Source organism: Chelatococcus sp. KU-N122 (assembly GCF_055391085.1).
Map to the genome: position 1 here is coordinate 3,001,722 of NZ_AP043981.1, position 26,377 is coordinate 3,028,098.

Sequence of the window (26,377 nt, forward strand, 5' to 3'; positions counted from 1 at the left end):
GTCGTCCTTTCAGGCGGCGGCTGGCGGGCGGGCGGCCGAGGGCGGTTGCATGGCTCCCGGCTGATGGGCGAGGCCGCTCGTGAAGATATGGGCGACGACGGCGGCGGCCTCGCCGCGGCGGTCGGGTTGGCTGGTGACCGCCAGCAGGCGAATCGCGCCGAGCACCGCGTCGGCCGCCACGTCCGCGTCGAGCGGGGCGAAGCAGCCCTCGTCGATGCCGGCCCGGATGATCTGGGCGAAGCAGCTGCGCAGGCTACGGACCTTGCGCCGCACCACGCTGCGCGCGCGCTCGCCGATCCGGTTGTCGGTGCCGTCGGCGACCGAGAGCGCCGCTGCATCGCGGCCGAAGGCGTCGAGAACCGTCGCGATGGCGGCGCGCAGGGTGTCGGCGGCGGCGGTGCCCGCCGCGGCCTGCTGGCGAACCGAGCTTTCGACCGCATCGAGGCGCTCGCCCATGGCCAGGATGAACAGGTCTTCCTTGGTGGCGAAGTAGCGATAGAGCGTCGGCTTGGCGACGCCGGCCTCGCGGGCCACGTCGTCGACCTGCACGTCATGGTAGAGCCGGGACGAGAACAGCCGCACGGCGGCCGCCACGATGCGCCGGCGGCGATCCTCGCTTGCGTGCCGAAGTGAATCCGCGGCCATGCCCAGCGCCCTCGAGACCCATTAATCGTAGCAATTGCAACAATTACGGGCCGAATTGAACTGATGAGTTCAGTCCGTGTCAAATGAGGATTTTGTAAGGTCGCGTGTCGCTGGTGCATGAGGTCGCCGCAACCGCCGGTCTGCGCGTCGGCGGCTCGGGGCTCAATCCTCGCTCAGCGGGTGCAGGTCGCGCACCATCGCCTTCAGTCGCTCGTCGAGGACGTGGGTGTAGATCTGCGTGGTGGCGATATCGGCGTGGCCGAGCAGCTCCTGCACGATGCGCAGATCGGCGCCGTTGTGCAGCAGGTGGCTGGCGAAGGCGTGGCGCAGCACGTGCGGGCTGACCTTGTGGCCGGCGATGCCCGCCGCCGCTGCCGCGGCCTTGAGATCGCGGGCGAAGGCCTGGCGCGTCAGGTGGCCGCTCTCGCTGTCGGCCGGGAACAGGTGCGGCCCGCTGTCGGGGCTGACGGCCTCGCGCAGGGCGAGGTAGCTGTTCATGGCGTCCTTCGCCACCTCGGTCAGCGGCACCAGGCGCTCCTTGCCGCCCTTGCCGGCCACCACCAGGAAACGGTCGCGGGTCCGGGCCGCCGTCCGCGGCAGCGAGACCAGCTCGGACACCCGCAGCCCCGTCGCGTAGAGCAGTTCGAGCAGGCAGCTCAGCCGCGACGCCCGCAACCGCTCGCCGCGTGGCCGCGTCGCGTCGTCGATGCCCTCGCGGGCGACCGCGAGCAGCCGGTCGACCTCGGCGATGGAGAGGATCTTCGGCAGCGGCCGGCCGAGCTTGGGGCCTTCGATCGCGTTGGTGGGATCGTCGGCCCGCTCGCCTTCGGCGAACAGGAACTTGTGCAGCTGGCGCACCGCGGAGAGCCGGCGCGCCGCCGAGGACGCCTTGAGCCCGCGGGCGTGCACGTCGGCCAGATAGGCGCGGACCGTGGCCGCGTCGGCGTCGAGGGGATCGCGCCCTTGGCCGGCGAGGAACGCGACGTAGTCGCCGAGATCGCGGGCGTATGCCTCCAGCGTGTTGCGGGCGGCGCCCCGCTCCGATGCCAGCATGTCCAGGAACAGGTCGACGAGCGCCTGGTTGCCCATGGTGGCTCCATCGGCAGCACCCGGCGGGGCGCCGCTCACTTGCCGAGCTTGTCGGCCGGAATGGTGACGACGATCTCGCGCAGATCGGGCTGGACGAGCGTCGCCAGGGCGATCATCGCGCCGTACACGAGCGCGAGGATCAGGCCGACGATGACGAGGAACCGAAACAGCGTCGGCACGACACCTTCCTAAACAGTCCACGCCTAAACAGTCCACGCGGTGTTGGGTCGAGCATATCTTCCATGCTGGGCTGCCAAGGCAAGCCCTGCATTACATGGCCGGCTCAGTCGTGATATCGACACCGCATGGATACGCATCAGCTGGCGGCTCACGAGGGGAAGGACAGGAGCGACCCCCGCGCGGCTCTCATTCGCCGGTACCTCGGTAGCCGTTCGCTCGTCCTCGTCGGGCTCATGGGCTGCGGCAAGAGCACGGTCGGCCGGCGGCTGGCGGCGCGGCTCGACCTGCCCTTCGTCGATGCCGACGCGGAGATCGAGAGCGCTGCCGGCAAGACGATTCCCGAGATTTTCGCCCAGCACGGCGAGGCTTACTTCCGCGACGGCGAGCGGCGCGTCATCGCCCGCCTGCTGCGCGACGGCGGACGCGTTCTGGCGACCGGCGGCGGCGCCTACATGGATCCGACCACGCGGGCCGAGATCACCACGCGCGGCCTCTCGGTGTGGCTCAAGGCCGAGCTCGACGTGCTGATGCGGCGGGTCCGCAAGCGTGGGCACCGGCCGCTGCTGCAGACCGCCGATCCGGAAGACACGCTGCGGCGCCTGATGGCGGAGCGCTATCCCGTCTACGCGCTGGCCGATCTGACCGTGGCCTCCCACGAGGCGCCGCACGAGACCGTGGTCGAGAGCGTCCTTGCGGCCCTGGCTGAGCGTGCCGCAGTCATTCCCGCCGACGAGACCCATTCATGAGTACCGCTCCAGCGCGGCCGGCCGCAGCCGGCGAAGTTCGCACCGTCACCGTCGCCTTGGGCGAGCGTGCCTACGACATCCGCATCGGCCGCGGTCTCGGCGCCGCTGCCGGCACCGAGCTTGCGGCGCTCGCCCCCGGCGGCACCGTCGCCATCGTCACCGATACGACGGTCGAGAGGCTCTACGGCGCGGCGGTGCAGAGCTCCCTGGCCCAGGCGGGCCTGCACAGCACTCTCGTTGCGGTGCCGGCCGGCGAGGGCGCCAAGGGCTGGCGCGAGCTCGAGCGCATCACCGAGGCGTTGCTCGCGGCCAAGATCGAGCGCGGCGACCTCGTGCTGGCGCTCGGCGGCGGGGTGGTCGGCGACCTCACCGGCTTCGCCGCCGCCATCCTGCGCCGCGGCGTGCGCCTGGTGCAGATGCCGACGACGCTGCTGGCGCAGGTCGATTCCTCGATCGGCGGCAAGACCGGGATCAACTCGCCCCACGGCAAGAACCTGATCGGCGCCTTCCACCAGCCGTCGCTCGTCATCGCCGACACTAGGCTGCTCGACACCCTGAGCCAGCGCGAGTTCAAGGCGGGCTATGCCGAGGTGGTCAAGTACGGCCTGATCGACGACGAGGACTTCTTCAACTGGTGCGAGGCGCACTGGGCCGGCATTATCGAGGGCACCGAGGCGCGCGAATATGCGGTGGCCAAGAGCTGCGCGGCCAAGGCTGCGGTCGTGGCGCGCGACGAGACCGAGACCGGCGACCGGGCGCTGCTCAACCTTGGCCACACCTTCGGTCACGCGCTCGAGCGGCTGACGGGCTATACGCCGGCGCGGCTGGTGCACGGCGAGGGGGTGGCGATCGGCATGGCGCTGGCGTTCCGCTTCTCGGCCAGGCTCGGCCTCTGTCCCGGGCAGGATGCCGACCGGGTCGCCCGGCACCTGGCCCGGGTCGGCCTGCCGACGCGCTTGCAGGACGTGCCCGGCGGTGCCGGCAGCGTGGACCAGCTCATGGACGCCATGGCCCAGGACAAGAAGGTGGCGCGCGGGGCGCTGACCTTCATCCTGGCCCGCGGCATCGGCCAGAGCTTCATCGCCAAGGGCATTGATCCGGCCGAGGTGCAGGGCTTTCTCGCCGGTGAGCTTGCGACCGCGTAGACGATGGCCGACATCGATCTGACCCCGGATCTGTGGATCGCCGTCTGCATCGTCGCGCTGTGCCTGGTCATGTCGGCCTTCTTCTCCGGCTCGGAGACGGCGCTGACGGCCGCGTCACGGGCGCGGATGCACGCTCTGGAGATGGGCGGCGACGCGCGCGCGGCGATCGTCAACCGGTTGCTGAACATCAAGGAGCGGCTGATCGGCGCCATGCTGATCGGCAATAGCATCGTCAACATCGGCGCCTCGGCTTTGACCACCAGCGTGATGGTGGCGATCTTCGGCGATGCGGGCGTCATCTACGCCACCGCCGTCGTGTCGGTGCTCGTCATCATCTTCGCCGAGATCATGCCGAAGACCGTGGCGATCAACTCGCCCGAGCGTGCAGCGCTGATCCTGGCGCGGCCGGTCGCATTCTTCGTCGCGCTGTTCGGCCCGGTGACGCTCGCCATTGAATGGTTCGTGCGCGTCGCGCTGCGGCCCTTCGGCCTGCGCATGGGCGAGAACAAGGCGGTGCTGTCCGCCTCCGAGGAGCTACGCGGCCAGGTCGACCTGTTCCACCGCGAGGGCGGCGTGGTCAAGGACACGCGCGACATGCTGGGCGGGCTGCTCGACCTGGGTGATCTGGAGGTCTCCGACCTCATGGTCCACCGCACCAAGATGCGCACACTCAACGCGGATCTGCCGCCGGTGGAGCTGGTGCGCGAGGTGCTGGCCTCGCCCCACACGCGCCTGCCGGTCTGGCGCGGCACGCCGGAGAACATCATCGGCGTGGTCCACGCCAAGGACCTGCTGCGCGCCCTCTATGCCGCCGATGGCGATGCGGCGAGGCTCGATATCGCCGCCATCGCCTCGGAGCCCTGGTTCGTGCCGGATACCAACCCGGTGGAGGACCAGCTCAAGGCCTTTCTCGCCAAGAAGAACCACTTCGCGCTGGTGGTCGACGAGTACGGCGAGGTGATGGGCTTGGTCACGCTCGAGGACATCCTCGAGGAGATCGTCGGCGACATCAAGGACGAGCACGATATCGCCATGCAGGGCGTGCGGCCGCAGCCGGACGGCGCCGTCTTCATCGAGGGCAGCGTGCCGATCCGCGATCTCAACCGCGCCATGGACTGGCATCTGCCGGACGATGAGGCGACGACGATCGCCGGCCTCGTCATCCACGAGGCACAGACGATCCCGGAGCCCGGCCAGGCCTTCACCTTCCACGGCTTCCGCTTCCAGGTGATGCGCCGCGCCCGCAACCGCATCACCCTGCTGCGGGTCACGCCGTTGGCCCGGCAGGCCTGAGCTGGGCGGTCACAGGACTTAGTTTCCAAGTGGATGGATGGCCGGGCTTGACCCGGCCATCCATCCACTCAAAACTCAAATCAGTCCGCAGAGCGACTACCCGCCAGCAGCCGCGGCATGCCGGGCCTCGGGGGCCTGCTCTTGCGCCGCTCCCGCCATGAACTGCGCCTTGGCGAGCCCGGCGAAGACGCCGCCCTTGGCCACCAACTCGTCGAACGAGCCGGCCTCGATGATGGAGCCCTTGTTGAAGACGACGATGCGGTCGGCTTCGCGGATCGTCGCCAGCCGGTGGGCGATGACGAAGGTGGTCCGCCCCTTCATGACTTCGGCCAGCGCCTTCTGCAGCTTGCTTTCCGTCGTGGCGTCGAGCGCGCTGGTCGCCTCGTCGAGGATCAGGATCGGCGGGTTCTTGAGCAGCGCGCGGGCGATCGACAGCCGCTGGCGCTCGCCGCCCGACAGTGAGCGGCCGCGCTCGCCCACGATGGTGTCGATGCCGTCCGGCTGGCGGGCGATGAAATCGCTCGCCTGGGCCCGTTCGAGGGCGTCGTAGATCTCGGCGTCCGTCGCGTCCGGCTTGCCGGCCTGCATGTTCTCGCGGATCGAGCGGGCGAACAGCATGGGCTCCTGGAAGACCACGCCGATGGCGTGGCGCAGCGAGGTCAGCGTCGTGTCGCGCAGGTCGGTGCCGTCGATGAGGATGCGGCCGGACTGCGGATCGAAGGTCCGGTGCAGCAGGGCGAGTGTCGTCGACTTGCCGGAGCCGGTGGAGCCCACCAGCGCGATCGTCTCGCCGGGCCTGGCGGTGAAGGAGACGTCGAGCACCGCGGGCTTGCGGCCGTCGTAGGAGAAGCTCACGTCGTCGAAGCTCACCTCGCCGACGACCTTGCCGAGCGGACGCGCGCCGGGCCGGTCGGCCACCGTGGCGGTGGTGTCGAGCACCTCGAAGAACTCGCCGATCTTGGGGCCTTGCATGAAGATGAAGTTGACGAAGCCGACCGTCTGCTCCAGGCGCGAGATCAGCAGCGTCGCCAGGTTCATGAACGTCACCACCTGGCCCACGGTGGCCTGGCCGTTGAGGTTGAGCCAGGTGCCCATCAGGAACACGGCGAGCACGGTGAGCGTCGCCGAGGCGCGGCTGGCGATGCTGGCCAGCGCCCACCAGGACAGCACCGGCTTCTGCGCCGCCAGCAGCCGGTCGATGGTGGCGCGCATGGCGCTCACCTCCGCCTCGACCCGGGTGAAGCTCTGGATCACCGGCACGTTGCCGAGCGCGTCGGAGGCCCGTTCGGCGAGATCCGTGTGGTAGCGCTCCACCGAGCCCTGCAGGCTCTCGGTCTTGCGCAGCACGACGAAGGTGACGACCGCGAAGACACAAACCAGCACCACGAGCAGCAGCCCGAGCTGCCAGTTGAGGATCAGGCTCGCCGGCAGCAGCACGCCGAGGGTGACGAAGGAGGCGCAGTGCTCGCGGAAGAACGACAGCCACAGCGACGCCATGCCGTTGCTGCCCTCGATCATCACCTTGAGCACACGGCCCGAATGGGTGGAGCCATGGAACGAGAGCGGCAGCGACAGCACGTGGTTGAAGTAGGTCGCGACCATGGCGAGCCGGCGCCGGTGCGACAGCCGGTCGGCGTGGAGCGCCACCAGCGCACCGGCGGCGATGGTGAACAGGCCGAAGCCGACCCAGGCGCCGATCAGCGGCGCCAGCGTGGCGAAGGTCGGGGGTGCCTGGGCCGCCTGAGCCTTGGTCAGGACGTCGACGATGCGGCCGAACAGCACCGGCTCGGCGAACTGCGCCACCGCCAGCAGGATGTTGGCGAAGGCGAGCAGCAGCACCAATCCGCGCTCGTCGCGCAACTCGGATAGGATGCGGATATAGAGGCGCAGAAGGCTCATGGCGCAGCGTCAGCGATCCGCGGCGAGCCGCCGCAGGCGCGCATGCTCTGCCTTGTCCGTCGGGCTCAAGCAAGTGTTTTAATCGAGCCGCGCGATCAAGCCCGGCTCAGGACCGCCCAGCCGTGGGCCGGCAGCTCCACCCGACAAGCCGGGCCCCGCGGATCGCGCAGCTGGGCCGCGCCGGCGAGCACGGCGCCGGCGTGAGGCGCCGGCTGCGCGGCGGGCGTATCCGCGAGGTTGAGCGCGACGATCAGCGCCTCACTGCCGCGGCGGGTTTCGTAGGTGAGCTGGCCGTTGGCCAGGTGGACGGCCGTCGTCCTGGCCTCGGCCAGCCACGGATGGCGCCGGCGCAACCCGATCAGGTTTTGATGCAGGCGGTACGTCGGCCAGCCGTAGGGCGCCAGATCCGCCGGTGTGGCCGGAAAGGTGGGGCGGACCGCATCGTCGCCGCCGACGCGGTTCTCCTTGACGCCGCGAAACGCCTGCTCGTCGCCCGCGTAGATCGTCGGGGTGCCGCCTACCGTCATGAGGATCGCCAGGGCCAGCGGCAGGTTCCTGTCGTCGGTGAGCCGGCTGGCCAGGCGCGTGACGTCGTGGTTACCGACGAAGGTGAGGGGCACGAAGGTGTCGAGAAGGCCGTTGTGGCGATCGAGCGCCCAGGCGAGCTCGAAGAAATTGCGATCGTTGAGCGCGCTCCAGATCGCCTTCCACAGCTCGTACTGGGTCACCGCATCGACGCCGCTGGCCCGCACGATCGCGGCATAGTCGCCGTGGATCACCTCGCCGAACACGTAGGCGTGCGGGAAGGCGGCGCGCACGGGCGGCAGCACCTGGGACCAGAAGGCCGGCGGCACCGCATAGGCGGCATCGAGCCGCCAGCCGTCGGCGCCGCGGCCGAGCCAGTGCATCATCACCCGGCTCACGTGATCGGCCACGGCCGCCTCGCCATGGTCGAGCGCGACCAGCTGCCGGTGGCCCTCGAACGTCGCGTAATCCGGTTCGGCGCCGGCGGCCGCGTCCACGGGCCAGGTGAGCCGGAACCAGGCTCCCTCCGGCGCGCCGGGCCCGTGCGCCAGCGCCGCGCGAAACGCCGGGAAGTCGCGGCCGACGTGGTTGAAGACGCCGTCGAGCACCAGCTTAAGCCCGCGCCCATGGGCGGCGGCGACGAGCCGGTCGAAATCCTTATCGTCGCCGAGCCGCGGGTCGATCCGGAAGTAGTCGACGGTGTCGTAGCCGTGCGTCGCCGAGCGGAAGATCGGCGCCAGCATCAGGCCGCTGGCGCCGAGCTCGACAGCGTAGTCGAGCCAGGCTTCCAGATGCCCCAGACGGTGGACGACGCCCTCCGCGGCTGGCGCCTTCGCCTCGGCGCCGACGAAGCCGAGCGGATAGACGTGCCAGAACACCGCATGCTTGACCCAATCGGGCATGTCGCCTCGTCCTTGCTAAAACGTTGAGAAACAGCGTCTTCGCCGTCCGGTTAACCGGCCCTTAACCGTAAATGGATGCCCTGGGTTCCGGGTAGGGACCATGGCACGAATCACGCAGCGCCGAGACGAGGACGCGGGCGACGCCCGCGCGGCTTGTCGTGCCGCAGGCCCTCGCTGGCCGCGGTTCGCGGCCGTCGCCGTCATCGGTCTCGGCCTCTCCGGCTGCTTCCCGCCGCGCAACGGCCCCGCTCTCGGGGTGCCGGCAGCGCCGCCGGACGGGTTGAGCTATTGCCTCGTCGACGTCAACGCCGAAACCCTGCCGCGGCTCGCGCGGTCGGCGCCGGAGCCTGCCGCAGGCTTCGCCGATGCGGGCCGGCCGCCGGGTCTCCGCCTGGGCAAGGGCGACGTGGTCAGCATCACCGTGTTCGAGGCGGCCGCCGGCGGCCTGTTCATCCCGCTCCAGGCGGGCGCGCGGCCCGGCAATTTCGTCGAGCTGCCTCGCCAGGCCATCGACGGCGACGGCGGGCTCTCCGTTCCCTATGCGGGCACGGTGAAGGCGGCGGGCCTCACCGTCGGCGAGCTGCAGGACGTCATCGTCGAGAAGCTCAAGCCCCGTTCGATCGAGCCGCAGGTGATCGTGACCGTGCAGGACAGGCGGGCGGCCGACGTCAGCGTGCTGGGCCAGGTGAATGCGCCCGCGCGCTTTGCCCTGAGCAATGCGCCCACGCGCATCCTCGACGGCATCACGCGGGCCGGCGGCCCGAAAGCCGAGGGCTTCGAGACCTACGTGACGTTGCAGCGGCACGGCCGCTCGACCACGACGAGCCTCGACGAGCTCGTGGCCAAGCCCTCGACCAATATCGCCCTCGAGCCCGGCGACACCGTCTACGTGCACCGCCGCCAGCGCAGCTACAACGTCATCGGCGCGTCGGGCCAGGCGGGCCGATTCGTTTTCGACGCGCCCACCGTGACCGTTGCGGACGCGCTGGCGCGGGCCGGCGGCCTGGGCGAGGGGCGCGGCGATGCGGCCGCTGTCTACCTGTACCGCTTCGAGGCGGCGGCGCCCTCGTCGGCGACGGTCTACCGTTTCGACATGCGCAGCGCGTTGGGCTTCTTCTACGCCGGAAAGGCCCTGGTGCGGGATCGCGATCTCATCTACGTCGCCTACGCGCCGGCGCCGGCGCGGTTCGCGGATATCTGGCAGGTCGTCACGACGGCCGGCCGGAGCATGGCGCCACCGGAGCAGACCTCGCCTGCCGCGCCACCGGCACCCGTGCCCTGCACGCCCGGCTGAGCGTCCTTGATTCCCCCCGATCGCGCCGCGCTCTAACGCTGGTCCAGGAGCACGGTGCCGAGCACGTGCCCGCCCAGGGCGCCGATCCGGTCGACGAGGCGGCGCGCCTCGCCCTCGGTCGTGGCTGCCGCGGTCAGCATGACGACGGTGCCGTCGGCGCTCGCCGTCTCGCGCAGGATGCGGAAGTCGTTCAGTGCCGCCGAGCCGTCGATGACGATGCGGACGAAGCGGCGGCTCAGCTCGTCGTCGCCGACCCCGCCCTTGGCCGCCCGCAGCGCAGCCAGCGCGGGCAGGGCATCCTCGGCGCGGGCGACGAAGAGCGGCGCGCCGACCACCCGGCGGGCGCGCAGCACCACGGCCCGGGCGCCGGTGGCCGCCGCCTGCGGCGGCAGGCGCGTCTCGCCGGGGTCGGGCTGGGCGGGCCCCATGAACGCCTCCGCCATCGGCTCGGCGATCAGCTTCCCGGCGGCGAAATAGCTGTTGTGGACGTTGCTCGCCGCGTCGACGAGGAGCACAGGCTTGCCCTCGTCCTCGGCCAGCGCCGTCGCCACGTCGCGAACCAGGACGTGGCCGCTCCCGGTCTCGGGCGGCAGGGACACGAAGAGGATCGTATGGGGCGCCGTCCCGTTCGGCGCCTGTGCAGCGCGCAGCGCGTGCACGATCGGCAGGACCTCGTTGAGACGCGGCAGATGGTCCGCAGCGCGAGGGCCAGCCGTGCCGTTCCGCGGCCGACGTCCACGGCCGGGCGGCGCCGTCGTGCCGAGGCAGGGAACGCCCAGGCGCGCCGCATCGCCGGGCGTCAGCAGGGCGCGCCGGGTCGCTGCCATCACCAGGGCAGCGACGGGCCCCAGCAGCAAGCCGAGCGCCAGCCCGCCGGCGAGAAGCAGGGTCCGCCCGTCGTGCCGGTGGGTCGGGACCCGCGCCGGCTCGATCACAATGACGTTGGCGGATTGGTCCGGGCGCGTCCTGTCGTCGAGCGCCGCCTGCTCCGCCCGCCGCGCATAGTCGCCGTAGAGCTCGGCCAGTGCCGCCTGGCGACGCAGCAACGGCGCGAGCTCGTCCGACTGCGCGAGCGCGCTGAGCCGCTCGTCGGCGGCCCGCAACTGCGCCCTGATCTCCCTGAGCTGCTCGGTCGCCGTGGCGATGTCGCCATCGAGCCTGCTGCGGTCGGCAGCGAGCGGGTCGCGCGGCGGGGGCGGGGGGCGCCGGTCCGGCACGCCGGCGGGCGCCGGCTCAGTGTCCAGCTGCTTCCTCAGGACGGCGATCTGGCGGTCGAGAATGGCCGTCGATTGCGGTCCGAAGATGCTGATCAATCGCGCCCGGTCGGCCTGCGCCTCGTTCAGGCGCTGCCGGAGCTGCTCCGACTCCCACGAGCGTGCCCGCTCTGCGGCGGACGGGGGCTTCGGCGGGCTGGGGGCCGGCTGGGCCGCGCGGCTCGCCGCAGCGGCGCCGTCCAGGCCGGCGCGACGCGCCTCCAGCCGGCGCAACAGCTCCTCCTGCTCTTGCCGGCGATCGGCCAGATCCGCGCGCCGGGCGCCGAGCTCCAAGCTGCCGTTCGTCTTGCGCACGGCGGCGATGCCGCGCTCGGCAGCGTCGAGCTCGGCCTTCACCTGGTCGCGCGCCTCGGCCAGCGCCTTGCTCTGGTCCTGCAAGAAGAGGAGGCGCCGCTGGTCGATGAAGGCCTTGACGACGCCGTCCACGACAGCGGCGGCGACGGCCGGGTCGGCGTGGCGGAACGCGATGCGGAAGATGAACGAGTTCGGCTCGCTCTCCACCCGCAGCTGCTCGCCCAGCAGGCGCACCGCCTCGTCGAGCACCCCCCCCGCCGGGGCAGGCGTCGCCAGCGCCAACTGCGGATAGACCGTCCGCGGGCCGACCGCTTGCAGCGCCGCACGACGCGCCGCGTCGCCCGCCAGGATGCCGGTCTCGGTCCGCGCGATCCGGGCGGGATCGACGGTCCCGCTGGATCCGGCGGCGGCCGCATAGTCACTGCCGACGCGGACCAGCAGGCGTGCTTCGGCCTCGTAGGTGGTGGGGAGGAGGGATGCCAGCAGCAGCGCCGCCAGGATCGGCAGCAGCAGCCAGAACAGGAAGGCACGCCAATGGAAGGCGCAACGCCGCAGCCACTCGCCGACCGAACGACGCGCCGGCGGTGCGCGCTGCGGCGCGGCGTCGGTTTGGTCGACCACGAGGGCCACGGCTCAGCTCACCATCCGGCGGACGCAGATCGAGGTTTGTCCCACCTGGACGTTAAGGATCCGTGGAATTAACTCCAGCCCTCATCACAGCCGGGGCAGGCCATCCATCCGTCGGCCCGGCACGCCGTCACAGCCAGGGACGCCGCTCGGCCGCCTTGTGCTCGTAGGCATCGATCGCCGGCCCCTTCTCCTTGGTGGTCACGCCGATGTCGTCGAGCCCGGAGAGCAGCTTGGCCTTGCGCTGCGGGTCGATGTCGAAATGCACCACGCCGCCGTCCGGCCCGTGGATCTCCTGGGCCTCCAGGTCGATGGTCAGGGTGGCGTTGGCGCCGCGCTTGGCATCGTCGAACAGCTTGTAGAGGTCGTCCTGCGACACGGCGATCGGCAGGATGCCGTTGTTGAAGCAGTTGTTGTAGAAGATGTCGGCGAACGACGTGGAGATGACGCAACGGATGCCGAAGTCGAGCAGCGCCCAGGGGGCGTGCTCGCGCGACGAGCCGCAGCCGAAATTGTCGCCGGCCACGATGATCTGGGCCTTGCGATAGGCCGGCTGATTCAGCACGAAGTCCGGGTTCTCCGAGCCGTCGTCCTTGTAGCGCATCTCGGAGAACAGGCCCTTGCCGAGGCCGGTGCGCTTGATCGTCTTCAGGTATTGCTTGGGGATGATCATGTCGGTGTCGACATTGATGATCTCCAGCGGGGCCGCGACCCCGGTCAGCGTCGTGAACTTGTCCATGTCCGTTGGTCCATCGATAGGTTGATAGCGAAACCCGGTGCGCGCTCCGGGGCGGATGCTCCAGAGCGGCGGACGCTCTAGCTTCCCGCCGCCGCCTCGATGGCCTCCATGTCGGCGTCCGACAGGCCGAAGTGGTGGCCGATCTCGTGCACCAGCACGTGCGTCACGATCGATCCCAGGGTCTCCTCGTTCTCCGCCCAGTAGTCCAGGATCGGGCGGCGGTAGAGGAACACCATGTTCGGGAACTGCCCGGTCTGCGGCCCGGCGCCCTGCTGGGCGAGCCCGTGGCCGCGGAAGAGGCCCAGGAGGTCGAAGGCGGTCTCGCACTTCATCTGATCCAGGGTCTCGTCGTCCGGAAAGTCCTCGATGCGGATCACCAGGCCCTCGCAGAGCGCCTGGAACTGCTCCGGTAGCGCGGCGAAGGCCTCGTCGGCGAGGCGCTCCAGATCCTCGAGACCGGGCGCGAGAGCATCGGCGCCGATGCTCGGAGGTTGCGCCCGGCCCAAGGTCTCAGCCCCAGGTGCGGATGTCGACGAAGTGGCCCTCGATGGCCGCCGCCGCCGCCATGGCGGGCGACACCAGATGGGTGCGGCCCTTGAAGCCCTGGCGGCCCTCGAAGTTGCGGTTCGAGGTGGAGGCGCAGCGCTCGTGCGGCGACAGCCGGTCGGCGTTCATGGCGAGGCACATGGAGCAGCCGGGCTCGCGCCAGTCGAAGCCGGCGGCGATCAGGATCTTGTCGAGCCCTTCCGCCTCGGCCTGCACCTTCACCAGGCCCGAGCCCGGCACCACCATGGCGTTGACGTTGGCATTCACCGTCTTGCCCTCGACCAGCCGGGCGACCTCGCGCAGGTCCTCGATGCGGCCGTTGGTGCACGAGCCGATGAACACCCGGTCGAGCGCGATGTCGGTGATCTTCGTGCCGGCGGCGAGGCCCATGTACTCCAGCGCCCGGTGCTTGGAGAGGCGCTTGGCCTCGTCCGCGATCTGCTCCGGATCGGGCACGCGGCCGGTCACCGAGATCACGTCCTCCGGGCTCGTGCCCCAGGTCACGATCGGCGGCAACGCCGCCGCGTCGAGCCGGATCTCGGCGTCGAAATGGGCGCCATCGTCGGAGCGCAGCGTCTCCCAGAAGCGGCGCGCGGCGGCGAGAGCCTCGCCCTTTGGCGCCATCGGCCGGCCCTCGAGGTAGGCATAGGTCTTCTCGTCCGGGGCCACCAGGCCGGCCCGGGCGCCGCCCTCGATCGACATGTTGCACACGGTCATGCGGCCTTCGATCGACAGCGCGCGGATCGCCTCGCCGGCGTATTCGATGACATGGCCGGTGCCGCCGGCGGTGCCGATCTCGCCGATGATGGCGAGGATGATGTCCTTGGCGGTCACGCCCGGCGGCAGCGCGCCGTCCACCGTGACGCGCATGTTCTTGGCCTTCTTCTGCACCAGCGTCTGTGTGGCGAGCACGTGCTCGACTTCCGAGGTGCCGATGCCGTGGGCCAGCGCGCCGAAGGCGCCGTGCGTCGAGGTATGGCTGTCGCCGCAGACGATGGTGGTGCCGGGCAGGGTGAAGCCCTGCTCGGGCCCGATGATGTGGACGATGCCCTGACGGACGTCGCGCTCGTTGAAATACAGGATGCCGAAATCCTTGGCGTTCTGCGCCAGGGTCTCGATCTGCGTCGCCGCCTCGGGATCGTCGATGCCCTTGCTGCGGTCGCTGGTGGGCACGTTGTGGTCGACGACGGCGAGCGTCTTGGCCGGGGCGCGCACCTTGCGGCCGGCGACGCGCAGGCCTTCGAAGGCTTGCGGTGAGGTGACCTCGTGCACGAGGTGGCGGTCGATGTACAGCAGGCTGGTGCCGTCGGGCTGCGTGTCGACGACGTGGTCGTCCCAGATCTTGTCGTAGAGCGTACGGGGAGGCATGGCCGGTCTCATGGATGGAAAAGAAAGGTGGGCCGAGAAGGCGGGATGGGCGGAACGAGGGCGGGCTCGGCAGCTGCCGTCGACCTGCGCCGGCGCGGGATCGCGCGCTAGCGCCTAAGCTCCGCCTGTACCGACGCCGTCAGCCGTCCGAAGAAGCGTCCCGGCAGCCGGGTGTGATCGTGCAGAATGACGCGCGCCGGCGTGCCCGCGCCCATGGAGGCGGCATGCGGCAACAGTCCGTGCGAATTTGCAACGATCGTCATCAATTCTTTATAGCCGCTCCAAACGGCGCAGACAATCAATCCCGTTGCGGCCAAAACCGTTGAACGCCGCGGCTCACCATCGGGTGAAGGGCCCCTTGTGCTTCGCATCCCGACACGGCATGACCGCGGTCGAAGGGAGCCTACGCCATGAGCCTTCTTCTTGCCTTCCCGTTCCTGGTGCTGGTCGTCATTGCGTACAACGTCCTGATCGTCTTCGGTACGGGCACGCTCGGCACCATCGTCGGCCATCTGCCGCTGCCCTCGGGTGTAGCCTGGAACATCACCACCGGCGACACCATCCTCATCGTCGCGCTGGCGCTGCTGTTCGTCGAAATGGTCTCGATCGGCTCCCGGGCCGCCACCATGGTCAACCATGCGCTGTCGCTGGTGCTGCTCATCGTCTGCATCGCCGAGTTCCTGCTCGTGCCCAAGTGCGGCACGAGCGTGTTCCTGCTGCTCACGGTGATCATTCTCGTCGACGTGCTCGCCGGCTACCTGATCTCGCGGCGTACCGCCAGCCGCGAGGGCGCCGTGGCGCCTGCGTAGGCATCGGGTCAGAGCGCCCCGAAGCGCCGCAGCACATTCGCCGTGATCCGCTCGATGAACGGGTCGTGCGCCGCCAGGGCGTGGGCCCATTCGGTCGTGCCCCCGTTGAACACCTCGCCGCGGCCGCGGCGGAACGAGGCCATCACCGCATGGCCACGCAGCAGTCGGCGCTCGGCGTCGGCATCGTGCTCGTCGAGGGCGTCGCGGAGCACGACGTCGGTCCGCTCGGGCGGGATCAGGGGCCGATAGGGCGACGCCGGATCCTCGCCGAAGGCGGTCGGCGCGACCGCGATGATCTCGAGCGACGCCGGCACGCCGAGCCCGGGCCGGGGGATCAGGCGTCCGTCGCTGCCGAAGGCGAAGCGGCAGCCATCGTTCTCGTAGCCCAGCAGCGGCACCTCCGCGCCGACCACGTCGCCATAGCCGAGGTCGGCGCCGGCGAGCGCCCAATGCCGCTCGTCGTAGACGGTATAGCCGCCGGCGCCGCGCGAGATGCAGTTGCCGAGGCGGTGATAGCCGCCGAAGATGAAGCTGAGGCCGGTGATCTCGGCTTCGGGCCGGCCGAAGCGCCGGTGAGACCAGAGGTGCGTCGCGGCCCCAGGGTCCTCGAGCGCCCGCGGGTCGGCCTCGAAGCCCCGCCATTTGTGGCAGACCATGGTGCGGCCGTCGTTCTCGTGGCGCACTTTCCAGAAGGCGGTGTTGCCGGAAAAGATGGCGAGCCCGCCGCCACCGTCGACGAAGGCCTCCAGCCGGTCGCGCTGCGGCTCCGACCAGTATTCGCTGTGGCCGGCCAGCACGACGCAGCGGAAGCCGTCGACGGCATGCGGGTCGACGTCGAGGTCGTAGTCGGTCGCATAATCGAGCGCGATGCCCTTCGCCTCGCACCAGGCGACGAAGGCGTGCTCCCATTTGTGGATGAACCCGGCCGAAAAATCGTATGGCGAGGTGCGGTGCGCCCTGGCCCACTCCGGGTCCAGCCCCCGGGGGCGCTCATTGAGGCCGCGCTTGTGCGGCGTGACCAGCCGGGGCACGTCGGCCGGCGGTGTCAGCAGCATGGGCGGGAACGGACGCTGGGTCGACAGCACGCCGATGGCGCCTTCCATCGCCTCGGCCAGCGGCAGTCGGCGCTCCAGCAAGGCGCCGACGTCGCAATAGGCCGAACGGCCGCCGAAGTAGTTGTAGGCGTTGTAGGTGTTGGTGTTGAGCACGAGCAGCGCCGCGCCGGCACGCCGCTCGGGATGCGAGCGCACGCAGACGAAGTGCCGCGCGACCGTCCGATCCTCCGCCACCAGGGCGATGTCGTAGTAGCCCGGGCGCCAGTCCGCGCCCGCCTCGACCTCGGTGAGCACCGGCCAGCCGCAGCCGTTGCGGTCGGCCTCCGCGGGCACGTCGACCGCCGGCGGCACGAGGCCGCTCCGCTCGAGGACGAGCTCTTCGGCGACGCCGACGCGGCTGATGCGGAGACCGCAAGGACGGCCGTGGCCACTGGCGTGGATGGCGAAGCGCTCGCCCGGCTGCACGCTCGGACGGTCGACGTAGCAGGCGAGCATGAATGACCTCCCGCCGGGCGAGAGGAGGGCCCGGCCGGGGCAAAACCTAGCGCGGGCAGTCGCGGTTGGCGACCTGGCCGTCCGGCAGTGTGGTGCCGCAGAGGATGGCGGCGCCGAAGCCGTCCGGGGCGAGGCCGACCTCGCCGAAGTACGAGCCGCCGCGCAGATTGGCGCCCCGGAAGGTTCATCCGGCCACCGAACCGCGCAGCGCTCTGCCCTGCCGGGCGGCCCGGCCGATCGGCGCGCCTGTCCAGCTTGCGTTACGCCTTTAGAAGAAAGCTTACGCTTCCGTCGGCCTTACTCGGCGGCGGGAGGCGTGGCCGCAGCGCGCTCGGCCTTGGCCGGCCGGTCGGTGCGCTCGGCGATGCGGGCCGACTTGCCGCGGCGATCGCGCAGATAATAGAGCTTGGCGCGCCGCACCTTGCCGCGCCGGACCACCTTGATCGAGTCGATCATCGGCGAATAGAGCGGGAACACACGCTCGACGCCTTCGCCGTAGGAGATCTTGCGGACGGTGAAGCTCTCGTTGATGCCGCCGCCGGCGCGGGCGATGCACACGCCTTCATAGGCCTGCACGCGCGAGCGCTCGCCTTCGCGAACCTTGACGTTGACCTGCACCGTGTCGCCCGGCTGGAAATCGGGGACGCTGCGAGCGGCGGCGAGCTTGGTGATCTGCTCGCGGTCGAGCTCTTCGATGATGTTCATGGCCATGACTCCTGCCGGTGCGGTCCATGCGGAACCACAAGCGTTTCGGCGACGCTGTTGTGAGTTGGAGCTGCGCCAATACACGAGCGCGGCCCCATTGTCGAGGTATCCGTCCCGGGGCGTTTCGGCGCAGCGCAGCGAAAAGACCGCTGTCCTGCTGCGCTTGCGAGATGGAGCCAACGCTGCCATCCTCGCACTGTCGTCAACGAACCGAAAGGAGGTGATCCAGTGTCTGATCGTCAAGAGCTGCAATCGCGCGCTTGTGTGAACTGGGTCTCGACCTCGACCGGGATCCGCTTCGCCTGACACGTCGTTGCCGTGTGACGCGATTTGCATTCTGACCCCGGGAGGGCCGCTGCGAGGTGGCCCTTCCACCCCTGCGGCGCCCGGGCTGGCGCCGCGGCAGGCAAGACGGCCAGGCGGCTCCCCGTCAGCGCCGCAGCGATAGGCCCGCGCTCCGGTCGTCGTTGGCAGCGCCGGGCGGCCCACGTTGACACCGGCAGGCCCGCTCCATATACGCGCGGTTCCTTTCGCAAGTCCGCGACCGTTCCGCGGCGTAAAGTCGTTGTGTTGTGCCATGGCCCGGCTGGTGATGAAGTTCGGCGGCACGTCCGTCGCGGACGTCGCGCGCATCCGCAACGTCGCCCGCCACGTGAAGCGCGAGGTGGACGCCGGTCACGAGGTGGCGGTGGTCGTCTCGGCCATGTCCGGCAAGACCAACGAGCTCGTGGGCTGGTGCCGGGACGCCTCGCTCATGCATGATGCGCGCGAGTACGACGCCGTCGTCGCGTCGGGCGAGCTGGTGACCGCGGGCCTGCTCGCCATCGTGCTGCAGGAGATGGGCATCCAGGCCCGCTCGTGGCAGGGGTGGCAGATCCCCATCCTCACCGACGGCGCGCACGGCTCGGCCCGCATCCAGGGCGTCGACGGCTCGGAGCTCGTCGCCCGCTTCAAGGAGCGCCACGAGGTCGCCGTGGTCGCGGGCTTCCAGGGGCTGCACAAGGCCACCGGCCGTGTCACCACGCTGGGCCGCGGCGGCTCCGACACCAGTGCCGTGGCGCTTGCCGCCGCCATCAAGGCGGACCGCTGCGACATCTATACGGACGTGGACGGCGTCTACACCACCGATCCGCGCATCGACGATCGCGCCCGCCGGCTTGACCGCATCTCGTTCGAGGAGATGCTGGAGATGGCCTCGCTCGGGGCCAAGGTCTTGCAGGTGCGCTCGGTCGAGCTCGCCATGGTGCATGGGGTGCGCACCTACGTGCGCTCGTCCTTCGACGATCCGGCCGACCCCAAGTCCGGTACGCTCATCTGCGCCGAGGAGGAGATCGTGGAACAGCAGGTCGTCACCGGCATCGCCTATTCCAAGGACGAGGCCCAGCTCACGCTACGCCGCGTGGCGGACAAGCCGGGCGTCGCCGCCGCCATCTTCGGGCCGCTCGCCGATGCCAACATCAACGTCGACATGATCATCCAGGTGGTCTCCGACGACACCACCACGACGGACATCACCTTCACCGTGCCGCGCGCCGACTATGAGCGCTCGCGCTCCATCCTGGAGGAAGCGCACGGCGCCGTCGGCTACGCCACCTTGCAGGGCGCCACCGACGTGGTGAAGGTCTCGGCCATCGGCATCGGCATGCGCAGCCATGCCGGCGTCGCCGCCAAGGCCTTCCGGGCGCTCGCCGAGAAGGGCATCAACATCCGGGCGATCACCACCTCCGAGATCAAGTTCTCGGTGCTGATCGATGCCGCCTACACCGAGCTTGCCGTGCGCACGCTGCACTCGCTCTACGGGCTGGACAAGGTCTGAGCGCGACGGCCGCCGCCGAGAGCGGATGGCGCGGCCGGGCAAGCCCGGCCGCAGCGCGTCAGGAGGCCTCGGCGTCAGGAGGCCCCGCCCGCGCCGCGCGCCACCTCCGCGTGGCGCAGGATGAAGCGCTGGATCTTGCCTGACGGCGTCTTGGGCAGCTCGGCGACGAAGTCGATCTCGCGCGGATAGGCGTGCGCCGAGAGCCGATGGCGGACGTGCTGGCGCAACTCCTCGGCCAGCGCCGCCGTGCCCTCGTGGCCGGGTCTCAGGATGACGAAGGCCTTGACCACCTCGGTGCGCTCCGGGTCCGGCTTGCCGATGACCGCCGTCTCGGCCACCGCCGGATGCTCGATCAGCGCGCTCTCCACGTCGAACGGGCCGATGCGGTAGCCGGACGAGGTGATGACGTCGTCGGCGCGGCCGAAGAAGCTGATGGTGCCGTCGTCGTTCTGCTCGGCGGTGTCGCCGGTGAGGTAATAGCGGTCGGAGGCGGGCAGGGGATCGCGCTGCCAATAGCCGGCGAACGTCATCAGCGGCGAGCTCTCGCGGTCGATCGCCAGCTGGCCCTGCGCGCCGGCGCCGAGCTCGCGGCCGTCGTCGTCGACGACGACGATCCGGTAGCCGGGCAGCGCCAGTCCGGCGGCGCCCTCGTGCACGGGGTGAGGCAGGGCGTGGTGGTTGCACAGCACCATGCCCATCTCGGTCTGCCCATAGTGGTCGTGGATCGGCGCTTCGAGCGCGCGGGCGAACCAGCGAATCACTTCGGCATTCAGCGGCTCGCCGGCGCTGGAGACGACGCGAAGCTGTCCCTTGATCTGGGCGGCCGGGCCGTCGCCGGCGGCCATCAGCAGGCGATAGGCGGTCGGCGCGCCGGCGAGGTTGGTGATGCCGTACTGCTTGACCACACGATAGAAGGTGTCGACCGAGAACGCGTCCTCGCAGAACAGCGTGGCGTGGCCCATCAGCAGCGGCCCGGTCGCGGCGTAGTAGAGGCCGTAGGCCCAGCCCGGGTCGGCGATGTTCCAGAAGCGGTCCTCGGGCCTCAGGTCGACGGCATAGCGCATGTAGGCGAGGAATGCGGCGAGCGCCGTGAGCGGCACGCCGACGCCCTTGGGCGAGCCTGTCGTGCCGGAGGTGAACAGCATGAGGAAGAGGTCGCCCGGCTGGCGTGCCACCGGCGCGAAGCTGCCCGTCGACTGGGCGAGCTCGGCGTCGAAATCGCGGTCGCCGGCACCGGCCGCGCCGCCGCCACGGTTGACCAGGATGACCGGCGGACAGCCGTCGACCTCGTCGAGCTTGGGCCGGTTGGCGGCGTCGGTAACGACCACCTTGGCGTCGCTGCCCTTGACGCGGGTCTCGATCGCCTTGGGGCCGAAGGCGGTGAATAGCGGCACGTAGACGGCGCCGGCGCGCCACGCGCCCAGCATGACCACCAGGAGCTCGGGGATGCGTGGCAGCATGGCGGCGATGCGGTCTCCCGGCTTCACGCCGAGGCGCACGAGCACATGGGCGAAGCGCTCGGCCCGCTCCTTCAGCTCGCCGAACGTGACCTCGCGGGTGACGCCGCCCTTGCCGTCGTAGATCAGCGCCAGTCGATCGGCCGGGTGGCGATCGCAGCAGGCGATGCAGGCGTTGAGCACCGGGCCGGGGCTCGCGATCTCGGCCCATAGGTCCTCGGCGCGGAAGCCGGCCGTGAAGCCGGCGTAGTCTGCAGTCGACGCCGGATGTGAGGTGGACATCGGCTGTTCTCCCCTGAAAGGCCCGTCGGGCTCGTTTTGGTCTGGAGCGCGTCGCGAATGGGTGGACTCACCCAACCGCGAGAGAAGCGCTCCAGATTCAAAAAGTCATGAGCATTTCTCTGCCATTGGATGACCGCATCGAATGGCGAAATGCTCTAGTGGTCGGGCAGCCGCGTCGAGCCCGGCCGCCACGCTGCAGGAGGACGCGCCTCCATGCCTCGCCAGGGCAGGGCTCAGCCCGGCCGCCCATTGATGCGGCTGCCGCAGCCTACGGCTGCACGCACCAGGGATTGCGGCGGTCGTTGAGGGCGGCACGCGGAATCGCATAGCCGCGAGCGATCATGCGCTGGCGGACGTCCTGCCCCTTGGCCTTCACGTTGACGAAGGGGAAGCCCATCAGGTTGGTGCCGCCGGCGGGCGTCACTTCGATCGGGCCGCGCGACAGCAGCCGCCTGAGCGCCCGCTGCGCCGTCCGGCCGACGCGCTTCTCGTAGAAGCATTGGGCACGCACGATGCGCGCCGTCCGCATGCCCGAGATCTGATAGGTCTGGGTGCCGATCCGGAAGATCGAGCCGGTCACCACCGTCACCTGCGACGGGGCGACGATGCGTGGCGGCCCGGCCGCCGCCGGGCCCGCGAGCGCGCCACCGGCCCCCAAGGCCATAGCGGCCAGCGCCGCCAGGCAGACGAGAGGGCCCGTGAAGACGCTGGCGCCTTGGCGCAGCAGCGTATGTGATGTGCGGGGAAGCCAACGCGTCAACACCATCTCCGCCGCAGCTCCTCTCCAACAGGAATCGCCTGCCTGCGATATCGACGGCAGAATGTAGCTGCAAAAGGAGGCCGTTGCACCACGGCTCAACAGCCCAGCGGCGGCCGGTCACATGGATGTAACACGAGAGGTTTTCAAAGCGGCGAGAAGCAGGGGAGCCACTCTCATGAGCGATATCACTGCGCCGTCCGTCGCTGCGCCGTCGGGCAGGCCGAAACTCGACGCCCCGATGGGGGCTGGCACCGCCATCCTGTTCCTGGGATTGCTGGCGGCGGGCCTGCTCTACACCGGTTACAGCCTCTACCACGACGTCGTGGCCGTGGACGCCCATCCGACGGCTGTCCTGCCGTTCCTCCTGCTCGGCGTGGCCCTGTTCATCGCGCTGGGCTTCGAGTTCGTGAACGGCTTCCACGACACCGCCAACGCGGTCGCCACGGTGATCTACACCAACTCCCTCAACCCCCACGTCGCGGTGATGTGGTCGGGGCTGTGGAATTTCCTCGGGGTCCTGCTGTCGACCGGCGCGGTCGCCTTCGGCATCATCTCGCTCCTGCCGGTCGAGCTCATCCTGCAGGTCGGCTCCGGTGCCGGTTTCGCCATGGTGTTCGCGCTGCTCATCGCGGCGATCATCTGGAACCTCGGGACGTGGGCGCTCGGCCTGCCGGCCTCCAGCTCGCACACGCTGATCGGCTCGATCATCGGCGTCGGCATCGCCAACGCGCTGATGAGCGGCAAGGATGGCACGGCGGGCGTCGACTGGTCGAAGGCGACCGAAATCGGCTGGTCGCTGCTGCTGTCGCCGATGGTCGGCTTCTTCGCGGCCGCGCTGTTGCTGCTGACGCTCAAGGTGCTGGTGCGCAATCCCGCCCTCTACAATGAGCCCAAGCCCGGCGTCGCCCCGCCGCTGTGGATCCGCGGCCTGCTGATCCTCACCTGCACCGGCGTCAGCTTCGCCCACGGCTCCAACGACGGCCAGAAGGGCATGGGCCTGATCATGCTGATCCTGATCGGCGTCGTGCCCACCGCCTACGCGCTGAACCGGTCGCTGCCGGAGAGCGAGCTGGCGCGCTACGAGCAGACCTCCACGGCGGCCGCCAAGGTCATCGCCGGCAAGGCGGAAGGCTACAACATCATCGGCGACCCGCGCACGGTCGTGTCGGCCTATGTGTCGCGGCGCGAGATCACCGGCGGCACCTATCCTGCCCTGTCGCTGCTGGTGCAGGACGTGAGCAGCCAGGTCACCAAGTACGGCTCGATCGACAAGCTGCCGTCAGCCGCCGTCGGGAACACCCGTAACGACATGTACCTCGCCTCGGAGGCGATCCGCTTCCTGCTCAAGGACAAGGAGAACGAGCTGTCGCCGGACGAGGTCGCGATCCTCAAGGGCTTCAAGTCCAGCCTGGACTCGGCGACCAAGTTCATTCCGCTCTGGGTCAAGATCGCCGTCGCCATCGCGCTCGGCCTCGGCACCATGGTCGGCTGGCGCCGGATCGTGGTCACCGTCGGCGAGAAGATCGGCAAGACGCACCTGACCTACGCCCAGGGCGCGTCCGCCGAGTTGGTGGCCATGTCCACCATTGCCGCGGCGGATGTCTACGGCCTGCCTGTCTCCACCACGCACGTGCTGTCGTCGGGTGTCGCCGGCACCATGGCGGCCAACCGCTCCGGCTTGCAGCTATCGACCATCCGCAACCTGGCCTTGGCCTGGGTGCTGACGCTGCCGGCGGCCATCACGCTCTCGGCCACGCTGTTCTACATCTTCCGCCACATCTTCTGAGCACACCTCACGGCCGGCGGCGCACGCGTCGCCGGCCCGCAGTCGATGGATGGCCGGGCCAGGTGCCCGGCCATACCGCGCCTGGAGCGCCTCGCGATTGGCTGAAATCACTCAATCGCAAAAGAACGCTCCGGATTCAAAACGTTATGAGCATGTCTGCGCCATTGGATGATCGCCATCCAATGGCGAAATGCTCTGGAGCCTTACCGATCGGATGGGGGCATCTGATCGGCGAGACGCGCTCCGGGGCTCGTCCCCCCGACGGCAACGGGCTGCTTCTGGGCTGAGAGGCCGACGATGATCGCGCTGACCGACCACACCGGCCTCATCTGTGGCTTCGCCATCTACCCGAACGGCACCGAGGTCGTCGCCTGGGGCGATATGGACAAGGCGCTGGCCTCGCGCAGCGGCGTCGTCTGGCTGCACCTCAACCTCACCGACGTGCGGGCCCGCGAGTGGGTCGATGCGTGCGAGCACGTGCCGCGGCGGGCGCGCGACGTCCTCCTCGCCGACGACCGGCACGTGCGGATCGATCCGGTGGGCGACGGCATCGCCGGCGTCGTCGGCGACCTGCACCACGACCTCCACACCCAGGCCGACGACGTCGGCCTGCTGCACTTCTATGTGGACGACCACTGCGTCATCAGCACGCGGCGGCTGCCGCTCAAGGCCGCCGACCAGTTACGCCACGCGATCGCCGACGGGTTGAAGGTGCGCCGGCCGATCGATCTCATCGTCGAGCTGTTCCACTACATCGCCAGTGCGCTCGACGGCGCCATGGACCGCCTCGGCCAGCAGCTCGACGAGGTCGAGGACCCGATCCTCGCCGGCCAGATCTCCGACAAGAGCGCCGACCTCGGCCGCGTCCGCCGCCTCACCGCCCGTATCCGGCGCCACCTGGTGCCGCAGAAGCACGCCCTGATGGCGCTGGTGACGCGGCTGCCCGAATGGGTGGGAGAGCCGGAGGCCGCCCGGCTGCGCAAGGCCGTCGAGCGCCTGGACGCGTTGGGCCACGACCTCGACCTGATCCAGGAGCGGGCGCGCCTGCTCCAGGACGAGCTGTCGAGCCGGCTGGCGGAAGAGACCAACCGCAATCTCTACGTGCTGTCGATCGTCACCGTCATCTTCCTGCCGATGACGCTGATCTCGGGCATCTTCGGCATGAACCTCGGCGGCCTGCCGGGCCTGCAGAACGACTACGGCTTCTGGTGGGGCATGCTGCTCATCGCTGTCGTCGCCATCGTGACGGCGGTGGTGCTGCGGCGCATGCGCCTGCTCTGAGCACTGCGGGGTCGGCTCGCTATGACGTAGAGGCGGGGTATGCGCCGCCATGCCTGTTTCCGCGCGGCTTGTCGCATAGGTGCACTTGGCCTTATCTCGCTGGCGTAGGATCTGCCCAACGATGCCAGGAGAGAGCCATGGTCGAGGCGCAACCATCCCAGCGGCACGAGTCCGCCGCCCGGCCAGCCGGCTTCGTGTGGGAGGACCCGTTCCTCCTCGATGACCAGCTGACCGACGACGAGCGCATGATCCGCGACACGGCGCGTGCCTATGCGCAGGAGAAGCTGGCGCCGCGCGTCATCGAGGCTTACGCCCGCGAGACCACCGATCGCGCCATCTTCAACGAGATGGGCGAGCTCGGGCTGCTCGGCGTCACGGTGCCCGAGGACTACGGCTGCGCCGGCGCCTCGTATGTCTCCTACGGCCTGGTGGCGCGCGAGGTGGAGCGCGTCGATTCGGGCTACCGCTCGATGATGAGCGTGCAGTCGTCGCTGGTGATGTATCCGATCTACGCCTACGGCGACGAGAGCCAGCGCCGCACCTATCTGCCCAAGCTGGGCTCGGGCGAATGGGTCGGCTGCTTCGGCCTGACCGAGCCGGACGCCGGCTCCGACCCCGGCGGCATGAAGACCAAGGCCGAGAAGATCGACGGCGGCTACCGGATCAACGGCGCCAAGATGTGGATCTCCAACGCCCCGATCGCCGACGTCTTCGTGATCTGGGCGAAGTCTGCGGCCCATAACAACGAGATCCGCGGCTTCATCCTGGAGAAGGGGCTGAAGGGCCTCTCGGCCCCCAAGATCGAGGGCAAGCTCAGCCTGCGTGCCTCCATCACCGGCGAGGTGGTGATGGACGACGTCGAGGTGACGGAGAGCGCGCTGCTGCCCAACGTCTCAGGCCTCAAGGGCCCGTTCGGCTGCCTGAACCGCGCCCGCTACGGCATCTCCTGGGGCGCCATGGGGGCGGCGGAAGACTGCTGGCACCGGGCACGGGCCTATACGCTCGACCGCAAGCAGTTCGGCCGGCCGCTGGCCGCGACCCAGCTGGTGCAGAAGAAGCTCGCCGACATGCAGACCGAGATCGCGCTCGGCCTGCAGGCCTCCTTGCGCGTCGGCCGCCTGTTCGATGACGGACGGATGGCGCCGGAGATGGTCTCTCTCGTCAAGCGCAACAATTGCGGCAAGGCGCTCGACATCGCCCGCGTCGCCCGCGACATGCACGGCGGCAACGGCATCGCCCAGGAATTCCACGTCATGCGCCACGCCCAGAACCTGGAGACGGTGAACACCTACGAAGGCACGCACGACATCCACGCGCTGATCCTGGGCCGGGCGCAGACCGGCCTGCAGGCGTTCTTCTAGGCCC

22 protein-coding genes are annotated in these 26,377 nt (G+C 69.8%); 9 read left to right on the top strand and 13 right to left on the bottom strand.

All coding sequences use genetic code 11. The features are described 5' to 3' along the window. Positions 1-9: 9 nt before the first annotated feature. The 3 genes from ACZ5PO_RS13475 to ACZ5PO_RS13485 form a co-directional block, all read right to left on the bottom strand. Positions 10-645 carry a TetR/AcrR family transcriptional regulator gene (locus tag ACZ5PO_RS13475; protein ID WP_464194195.1) on the bottom strand — a complete coding sequence of 212 codons (636 nt, stop codon included), beginning with the start codon at positions 643-645 and terminating at the stop codon, positions 10-12. Between the two features lie 162 nt (positions 646-807). After that, on the bottom strand, positions 808-1,734 hold the full coding sequence (gene xerD / locus ACZ5PO_RS13480) for a site-specific tyrosine recombinase XerD (protein ID WP_464194197.1): 927 nt from the start codon (positions 1,732-1,734) through the stop codon (positions 808-810). A gap of 35 nt (positions 1,735-1,769) precedes the next feature. Further along, on the bottom strand, positions 1,770-1,913 hold the full coding sequence (locus ACZ5PO_RS13485) for a hypothetical protein (RefSeq protein ID WP_464194199.1): 144 nt from the start codon (positions 1,911-1,913) through the stop codon (positions 1,770-1,772). 126 nt (positions 1,914-2,039) lie between these two features. On the opposite strand from ACZ5PO_RS13485, the gene ACZ5PO_RS13490 reads away from it, so the two are divergent. The 3 genes from ACZ5PO_RS13490 to ACZ5PO_RS13500 are packed head-to-tail and all read left to right on the top strand — an operon-like array spanning position 2,040 to position 5,098. Then, a complete protein-coding gene (locus ACZ5PO_RS13490; RefSeq protein WP_464194201.1) occupies positions 2,040-2,660 on the top strand; it encodes a shikimate kinase in 621 nt (206 codons plus the stop codon). Continuing rightward, on the top strand, positions 2,657-3,805 hold the full coding sequence (gene aroB, locus ACZ5PO_RS13495; protein WP_464194203.1) for a 3-dehydroquinate synthase: 1,149 nt from the start codon (positions 2,657-2,659) through the stop codon (positions 3,803-3,805). Before ACZ5PO_RS13490 ends, aroB begins: the two co-directional genes overlap by 4 nt. 3 nt (positions 3,806-3,808) lie before the next feature. After that, a complete protein-coding gene (locus tag ACZ5PO_RS13500) occupies positions 3,809-5,098 on the top strand; it encodes an HlyC/CorC family transporter (RefSeq protein ID WP_464194205.1) in 1,290 nt (429 codons plus the stop codon). A gap of 96 nt (positions 5,099-5,194) precedes the next feature. Here the strand turns inward: ACZ5PO_RS13500 and ACZ5PO_RS13505 are convergent, their stop codons facing one another. Both ACZ5PO_RS13505 and ACZ5PO_RS13510 read right to left on the bottom strand, forming a co-directional pair. Beyond that, entirely contained in the window at positions 5,195-6,997 is a 1,803-nt protein-coding gene (locus ACZ5PO_RS13505; RefSeq protein WP_464194207.1) for a glucan ABC transporter ATP-binding protein/ permease, read from the bottom strand. Positions 6,998-7,092: 95 nt separating this feature from the next. Beyond that, the gene (locus tag ACZ5PO_RS13510; protein WP_464194210.1) at positions 7,093-8,424 is read right to left on the bottom strand and encodes an alpha-amylase family glycosyl hydrolase; all 1,332 of its coding nucleotides are present in this window, start codon (positions 8,422-8,424) and stop codon (positions 7,093-7,095) included. 100 nt (positions 8,425-8,524) lie between these two features. Between ACZ5PO_RS13510 and ACZ5PO_RS13515 the strand changes: the two genes are divergently transcribed. Next, the gene (locus ACZ5PO_RS13515) at positions 8,525-9,718 is read left to right on the top strand and encodes a polysaccharide biosynthesis/export family protein (protein ID WP_464194212.1); all 1,194 of its coding nucleotides are present in this window, start codon (positions 8,525-8,527) and stop codon (positions 9,716-9,718) included. Positions 9,719-9,750: 32 nt separating this feature from the next. On the opposite strand, the gene ACZ5PO_RS13520 is transcribed toward ACZ5PO_RS13515, so the two are convergent. The 4 genes from ACZ5PO_RS13520 to leuC all read right to left on the bottom strand — a co-directional run bounded on the left by ACZ5PO_RS13520 (position 9,751) and on the right by leuC (position 14,578). Next, positions 9,751-11,916: a hypothetical protein gene (locus tag ACZ5PO_RS13520; RefSeq protein WP_464194214.1), complete on the bottom strand. Its 2,166-nt coding sequence runs from the start codon at positions 11,914-11,916 to the stop codon at positions 9,751-9,753. A gap of 127 nt (positions 11,917-12,043) precedes the next feature. Then, positions 12,044-12,652, bottom strand: a complete 609-nt coding sequence (leuD, locus tag ACZ5PO_RS13525; RefSeq protein ID WP_464194216.1) for a 3-isopropylmalate dehydratase small subunit — start codon at positions 12,650-12,652, stop codon at positions 12,044-12,046. A 77-nt stretch (positions 12,653-12,729) separates the two neighbouring features. Continuing rightward, the gene (locus tag ACZ5PO_RS13530) at positions 12,730-13,158 is read right to left on the bottom strand and encodes a metallopeptidase family protein (RefSeq protein ID WP_464194218.1); all 429 of its coding nucleotides are present in this window, start codon (positions 13,156-13,158) and stop codon (positions 12,730-12,732) included. Positions 13,159-13,162: 4 nt separating this feature from the next. Continuing rightward, positions 13,163-14,578, bottom strand: coding sequence for a 3-isopropylmalate dehydratase large subunit (gene leuC / locus ACZ5PO_RS13535; protein WP_464194220.1), 1,416 nt, complete (start codon positions 14,576-14,578; stop codon positions 13,163-13,165). A 398-nt stretch (positions 14,579-14,976) separates the two neighbouring features. Here leuC and ACZ5PO_RS13540 point away from each other — a divergent pair, with 398 nt between their 5' ends. Further along, positions 14,977-15,375 (top strand): hypothetical protein, encoded by a 399-nt coding sequence (locus ACZ5PO_RS13540; protein WP_464194222.1) that lies wholly within the window; start codon positions 14,977-14,979, stop codon positions 15,373-15,375. Positions 15,376-15,383: 8 nt separating this feature from the next. Here the strand turns inward: ACZ5PO_RS13540 and ACZ5PO_RS13545 are convergent, their stop codons facing one another. Both ACZ5PO_RS13545 and rplS read right to left on the bottom strand, forming a co-directional pair. Beyond that, positions 15,384-16,925, bottom strand: a complete 1,542-nt coding sequence (locus ACZ5PO_RS13545; protein ID WP_464194224.1) for a N,N-dimethylformamidase beta subunit family domain-containing protein — start codon at positions 16,923-16,925, stop codon at positions 15,384-15,386. A 297-nt stretch (positions 16,926-17,222) separates the two neighbouring features. After that, entirely contained in the window at positions 17,223-17,630 is a 408-nt protein-coding gene (gene rplS / locus ACZ5PO_RS13550) for a 50S ribosomal protein L19 (RefSeq protein ID WP_464194226.1), read from the bottom strand. 577 nt (positions 17,631-18,207) lie between these two features. Between rplS and ACZ5PO_RS13555 the strand changes: the two genes are divergently transcribed. Then, entirely contained in the window at positions 18,208-19,446 is a 1,239-nt protein-coding gene (locus ACZ5PO_RS13555; protein ID WP_464194228.1) for an aspartate kinase, read from the top strand. Between the two features lie 74 nt (positions 19,447-19,520). Here ACZ5PO_RS13555 and ACZ5PO_RS13560 read toward each other — a convergent pair whose 3' ends face one another. Together ACZ5PO_RS13560 and ACZ5PO_RS13565 are read right to left on the bottom strand one after the other, a co-directional pair. Further along, entirely contained in the window at positions 19,521-21,185 is a 1,665-nt protein-coding gene (locus ACZ5PO_RS13560) for an AMP-binding protein (RefSeq protein ID WP_464194230.1), read from the bottom strand. A 268-nt stretch (positions 21,186-21,453) separates the two neighbouring features. Next, entirely contained in the window at positions 21,454-21,945 is a 492-nt protein-coding gene (locus ACZ5PO_RS13565) for a hypothetical protein (RefSeq protein ID WP_464194232.1), read from the bottom strand. A gap of 175 nt (positions 21,946-22,120) precedes the next feature. Between ACZ5PO_RS13565 and ACZ5PO_RS13570 the strand changes: the two genes are divergently transcribed. From ACZ5PO_RS13570 to ACZ5PO_RS13580, 3 genes are all read left to right on the top strand, one after another. Further along, a complete protein-coding gene (locus ACZ5PO_RS13570; RefSeq protein WP_464194234.1) occupies positions 22,121-23,731 on the top strand; it encodes an inorganic phosphate transporter in 1,611 nt (536 codons plus the stop codon). 297 nt (positions 23,732-24,028) lie between these two features. Then, positions 24,029-25,012: a transporter gene (locus ACZ5PO_RS13575; RefSeq protein ID WP_464194236.1), complete on the top strand. Its 984-nt coding sequence runs from the start codon at positions 24,029-24,031 to the stop codon at positions 25,010-25,012. Between the two features lie 137 nt (positions 25,013-25,149). Then, a complete protein-coding gene (locus tag ACZ5PO_RS13580; RefSeq protein WP_464194238.1) occupies positions 25,150-26,373 on the top strand; it encodes an acyl-CoA dehydrogenase in 1,224 nt (407 codons plus the stop codon). Positions 26,374-26,377 lie beyond the last annotated feature (4 nt).

Coding starts and splice junctions, on each gene's coding strand:
- aroB (WP_464194203.1), top strand. CDS start 2,657: ATGAGTACCGCTCCAGCGCGGCCGGCCGCAGCCGGCGAAGTTCGCACC.
- ACZ5PO_RS13500 (WP_464194205.1), top strand. CDS start 3,809: ATGGCCGACATCGATCTGACCCCGGATCTGTGGATCGCCGTCTGCATC.
- ACZ5PO_RS13580 (WP_464194238.1), top strand. CDS start 25,150: ATGGTCGAGGCGCAACCATCCCAGCGGCACGAGTCCGCCGCCCGGCCA.
- ACZ5PO_RS13555 (WP_464194228.1), top strand. CDS start 18,208: ATGGCCCGGCTGGTGATGAAGTTCGGCGGCACGTCCGTCGCGGACGTC.
- ACZ5PO_RS13505 (WP_464194207.1), bottom strand. CDS start 6,997: ATGAGCCTTCTGCGCCTCTATATCCGCATCCTATCCGAGTTGCGCGAC.
- leuD (WP_464194216.1), bottom strand. CDS start 12,652: ATGGACAAGTTCACGACGCTGACCGGGGTCGCGGCCCCGCTGGAGATC.
- ACZ5PO_RS13570 (WP_464194234.1), top strand. CDS start 22,121: ATGAGCGATATCACTGCGCCGTCCGTCGCTGCGCCGTCGGGCAGGCCG.
- xerD (WP_464194197.1), bottom strand. CDS start 1,734: ATGGGCAACCAGGCGCTCGTCGACCTGTTCCTGGACATGCTGGCATCG.
- ACZ5PO_RS13540 (WP_464194222.1), top strand. CDS start 14,977: ATGAGCCTTCTTCTTGCCTTCCCGTTCCTGGTGCTGGTCGTCATTGCG.
- ACZ5PO_RS13510 (WP_464194210.1), bottom strand. CDS start 8,424: ATGCCCGATTGGGTCAAGCATGCGGTGTTCTGGCACGTCTATCCGCTC.
- leuC (WP_464194220.1), bottom strand. CDS start 14,578: ATGAGACCGGCCATGCCTCCCCGTACGCTCTACGACAAGATCTGGGAC.
- ACZ5PO_RS13545 (WP_464194224.1), bottom strand. CDS start 16,925: ATGCTCGCCTGCTACGTCGACCGTCCGAGCGTGCAGCCGGGCGAGCGC.
- ACZ5PO_RS13475 (WP_464194195.1), bottom strand. CDS start 645: ATGGCCGCGGATTCACTTCGGCACGCAAGCGAGGATCGCCGCCGGCGC.
- rplS (WP_464194226.1), bottom strand. CDS start 17,630: ATGAACATCATCGAAGAGCTCGACCGCGAGCAGATCACCAAGCTCGCC.
- ACZ5PO_RS13575 (WP_464194236.1), top strand. CDS start 24,029: ATGATCGCGCTGACCGACCACACCGGCCTCATCTGTGGCTTCGCCATC.
- ACZ5PO_RS13490 (WP_464194201.1), top strand. CDS start 2,040: ATGGATACGCATCAGCTGGCGGCTCACGAGGGGAAGGACAGGAGCGAC.
- ACZ5PO_RS13560 (WP_464194230.1), bottom strand. CDS start 21,185: ATGTCCACCTCACATCCGGCGTCGACTGCAGACTACGCCGGCTTCACG.
- ACZ5PO_RS13515 (WP_464194212.1), top strand. CDS start 8,525: ATGGCACGAATCACGCAGCGCCGAGACGAGGACGCGGGCGACGCCCGC.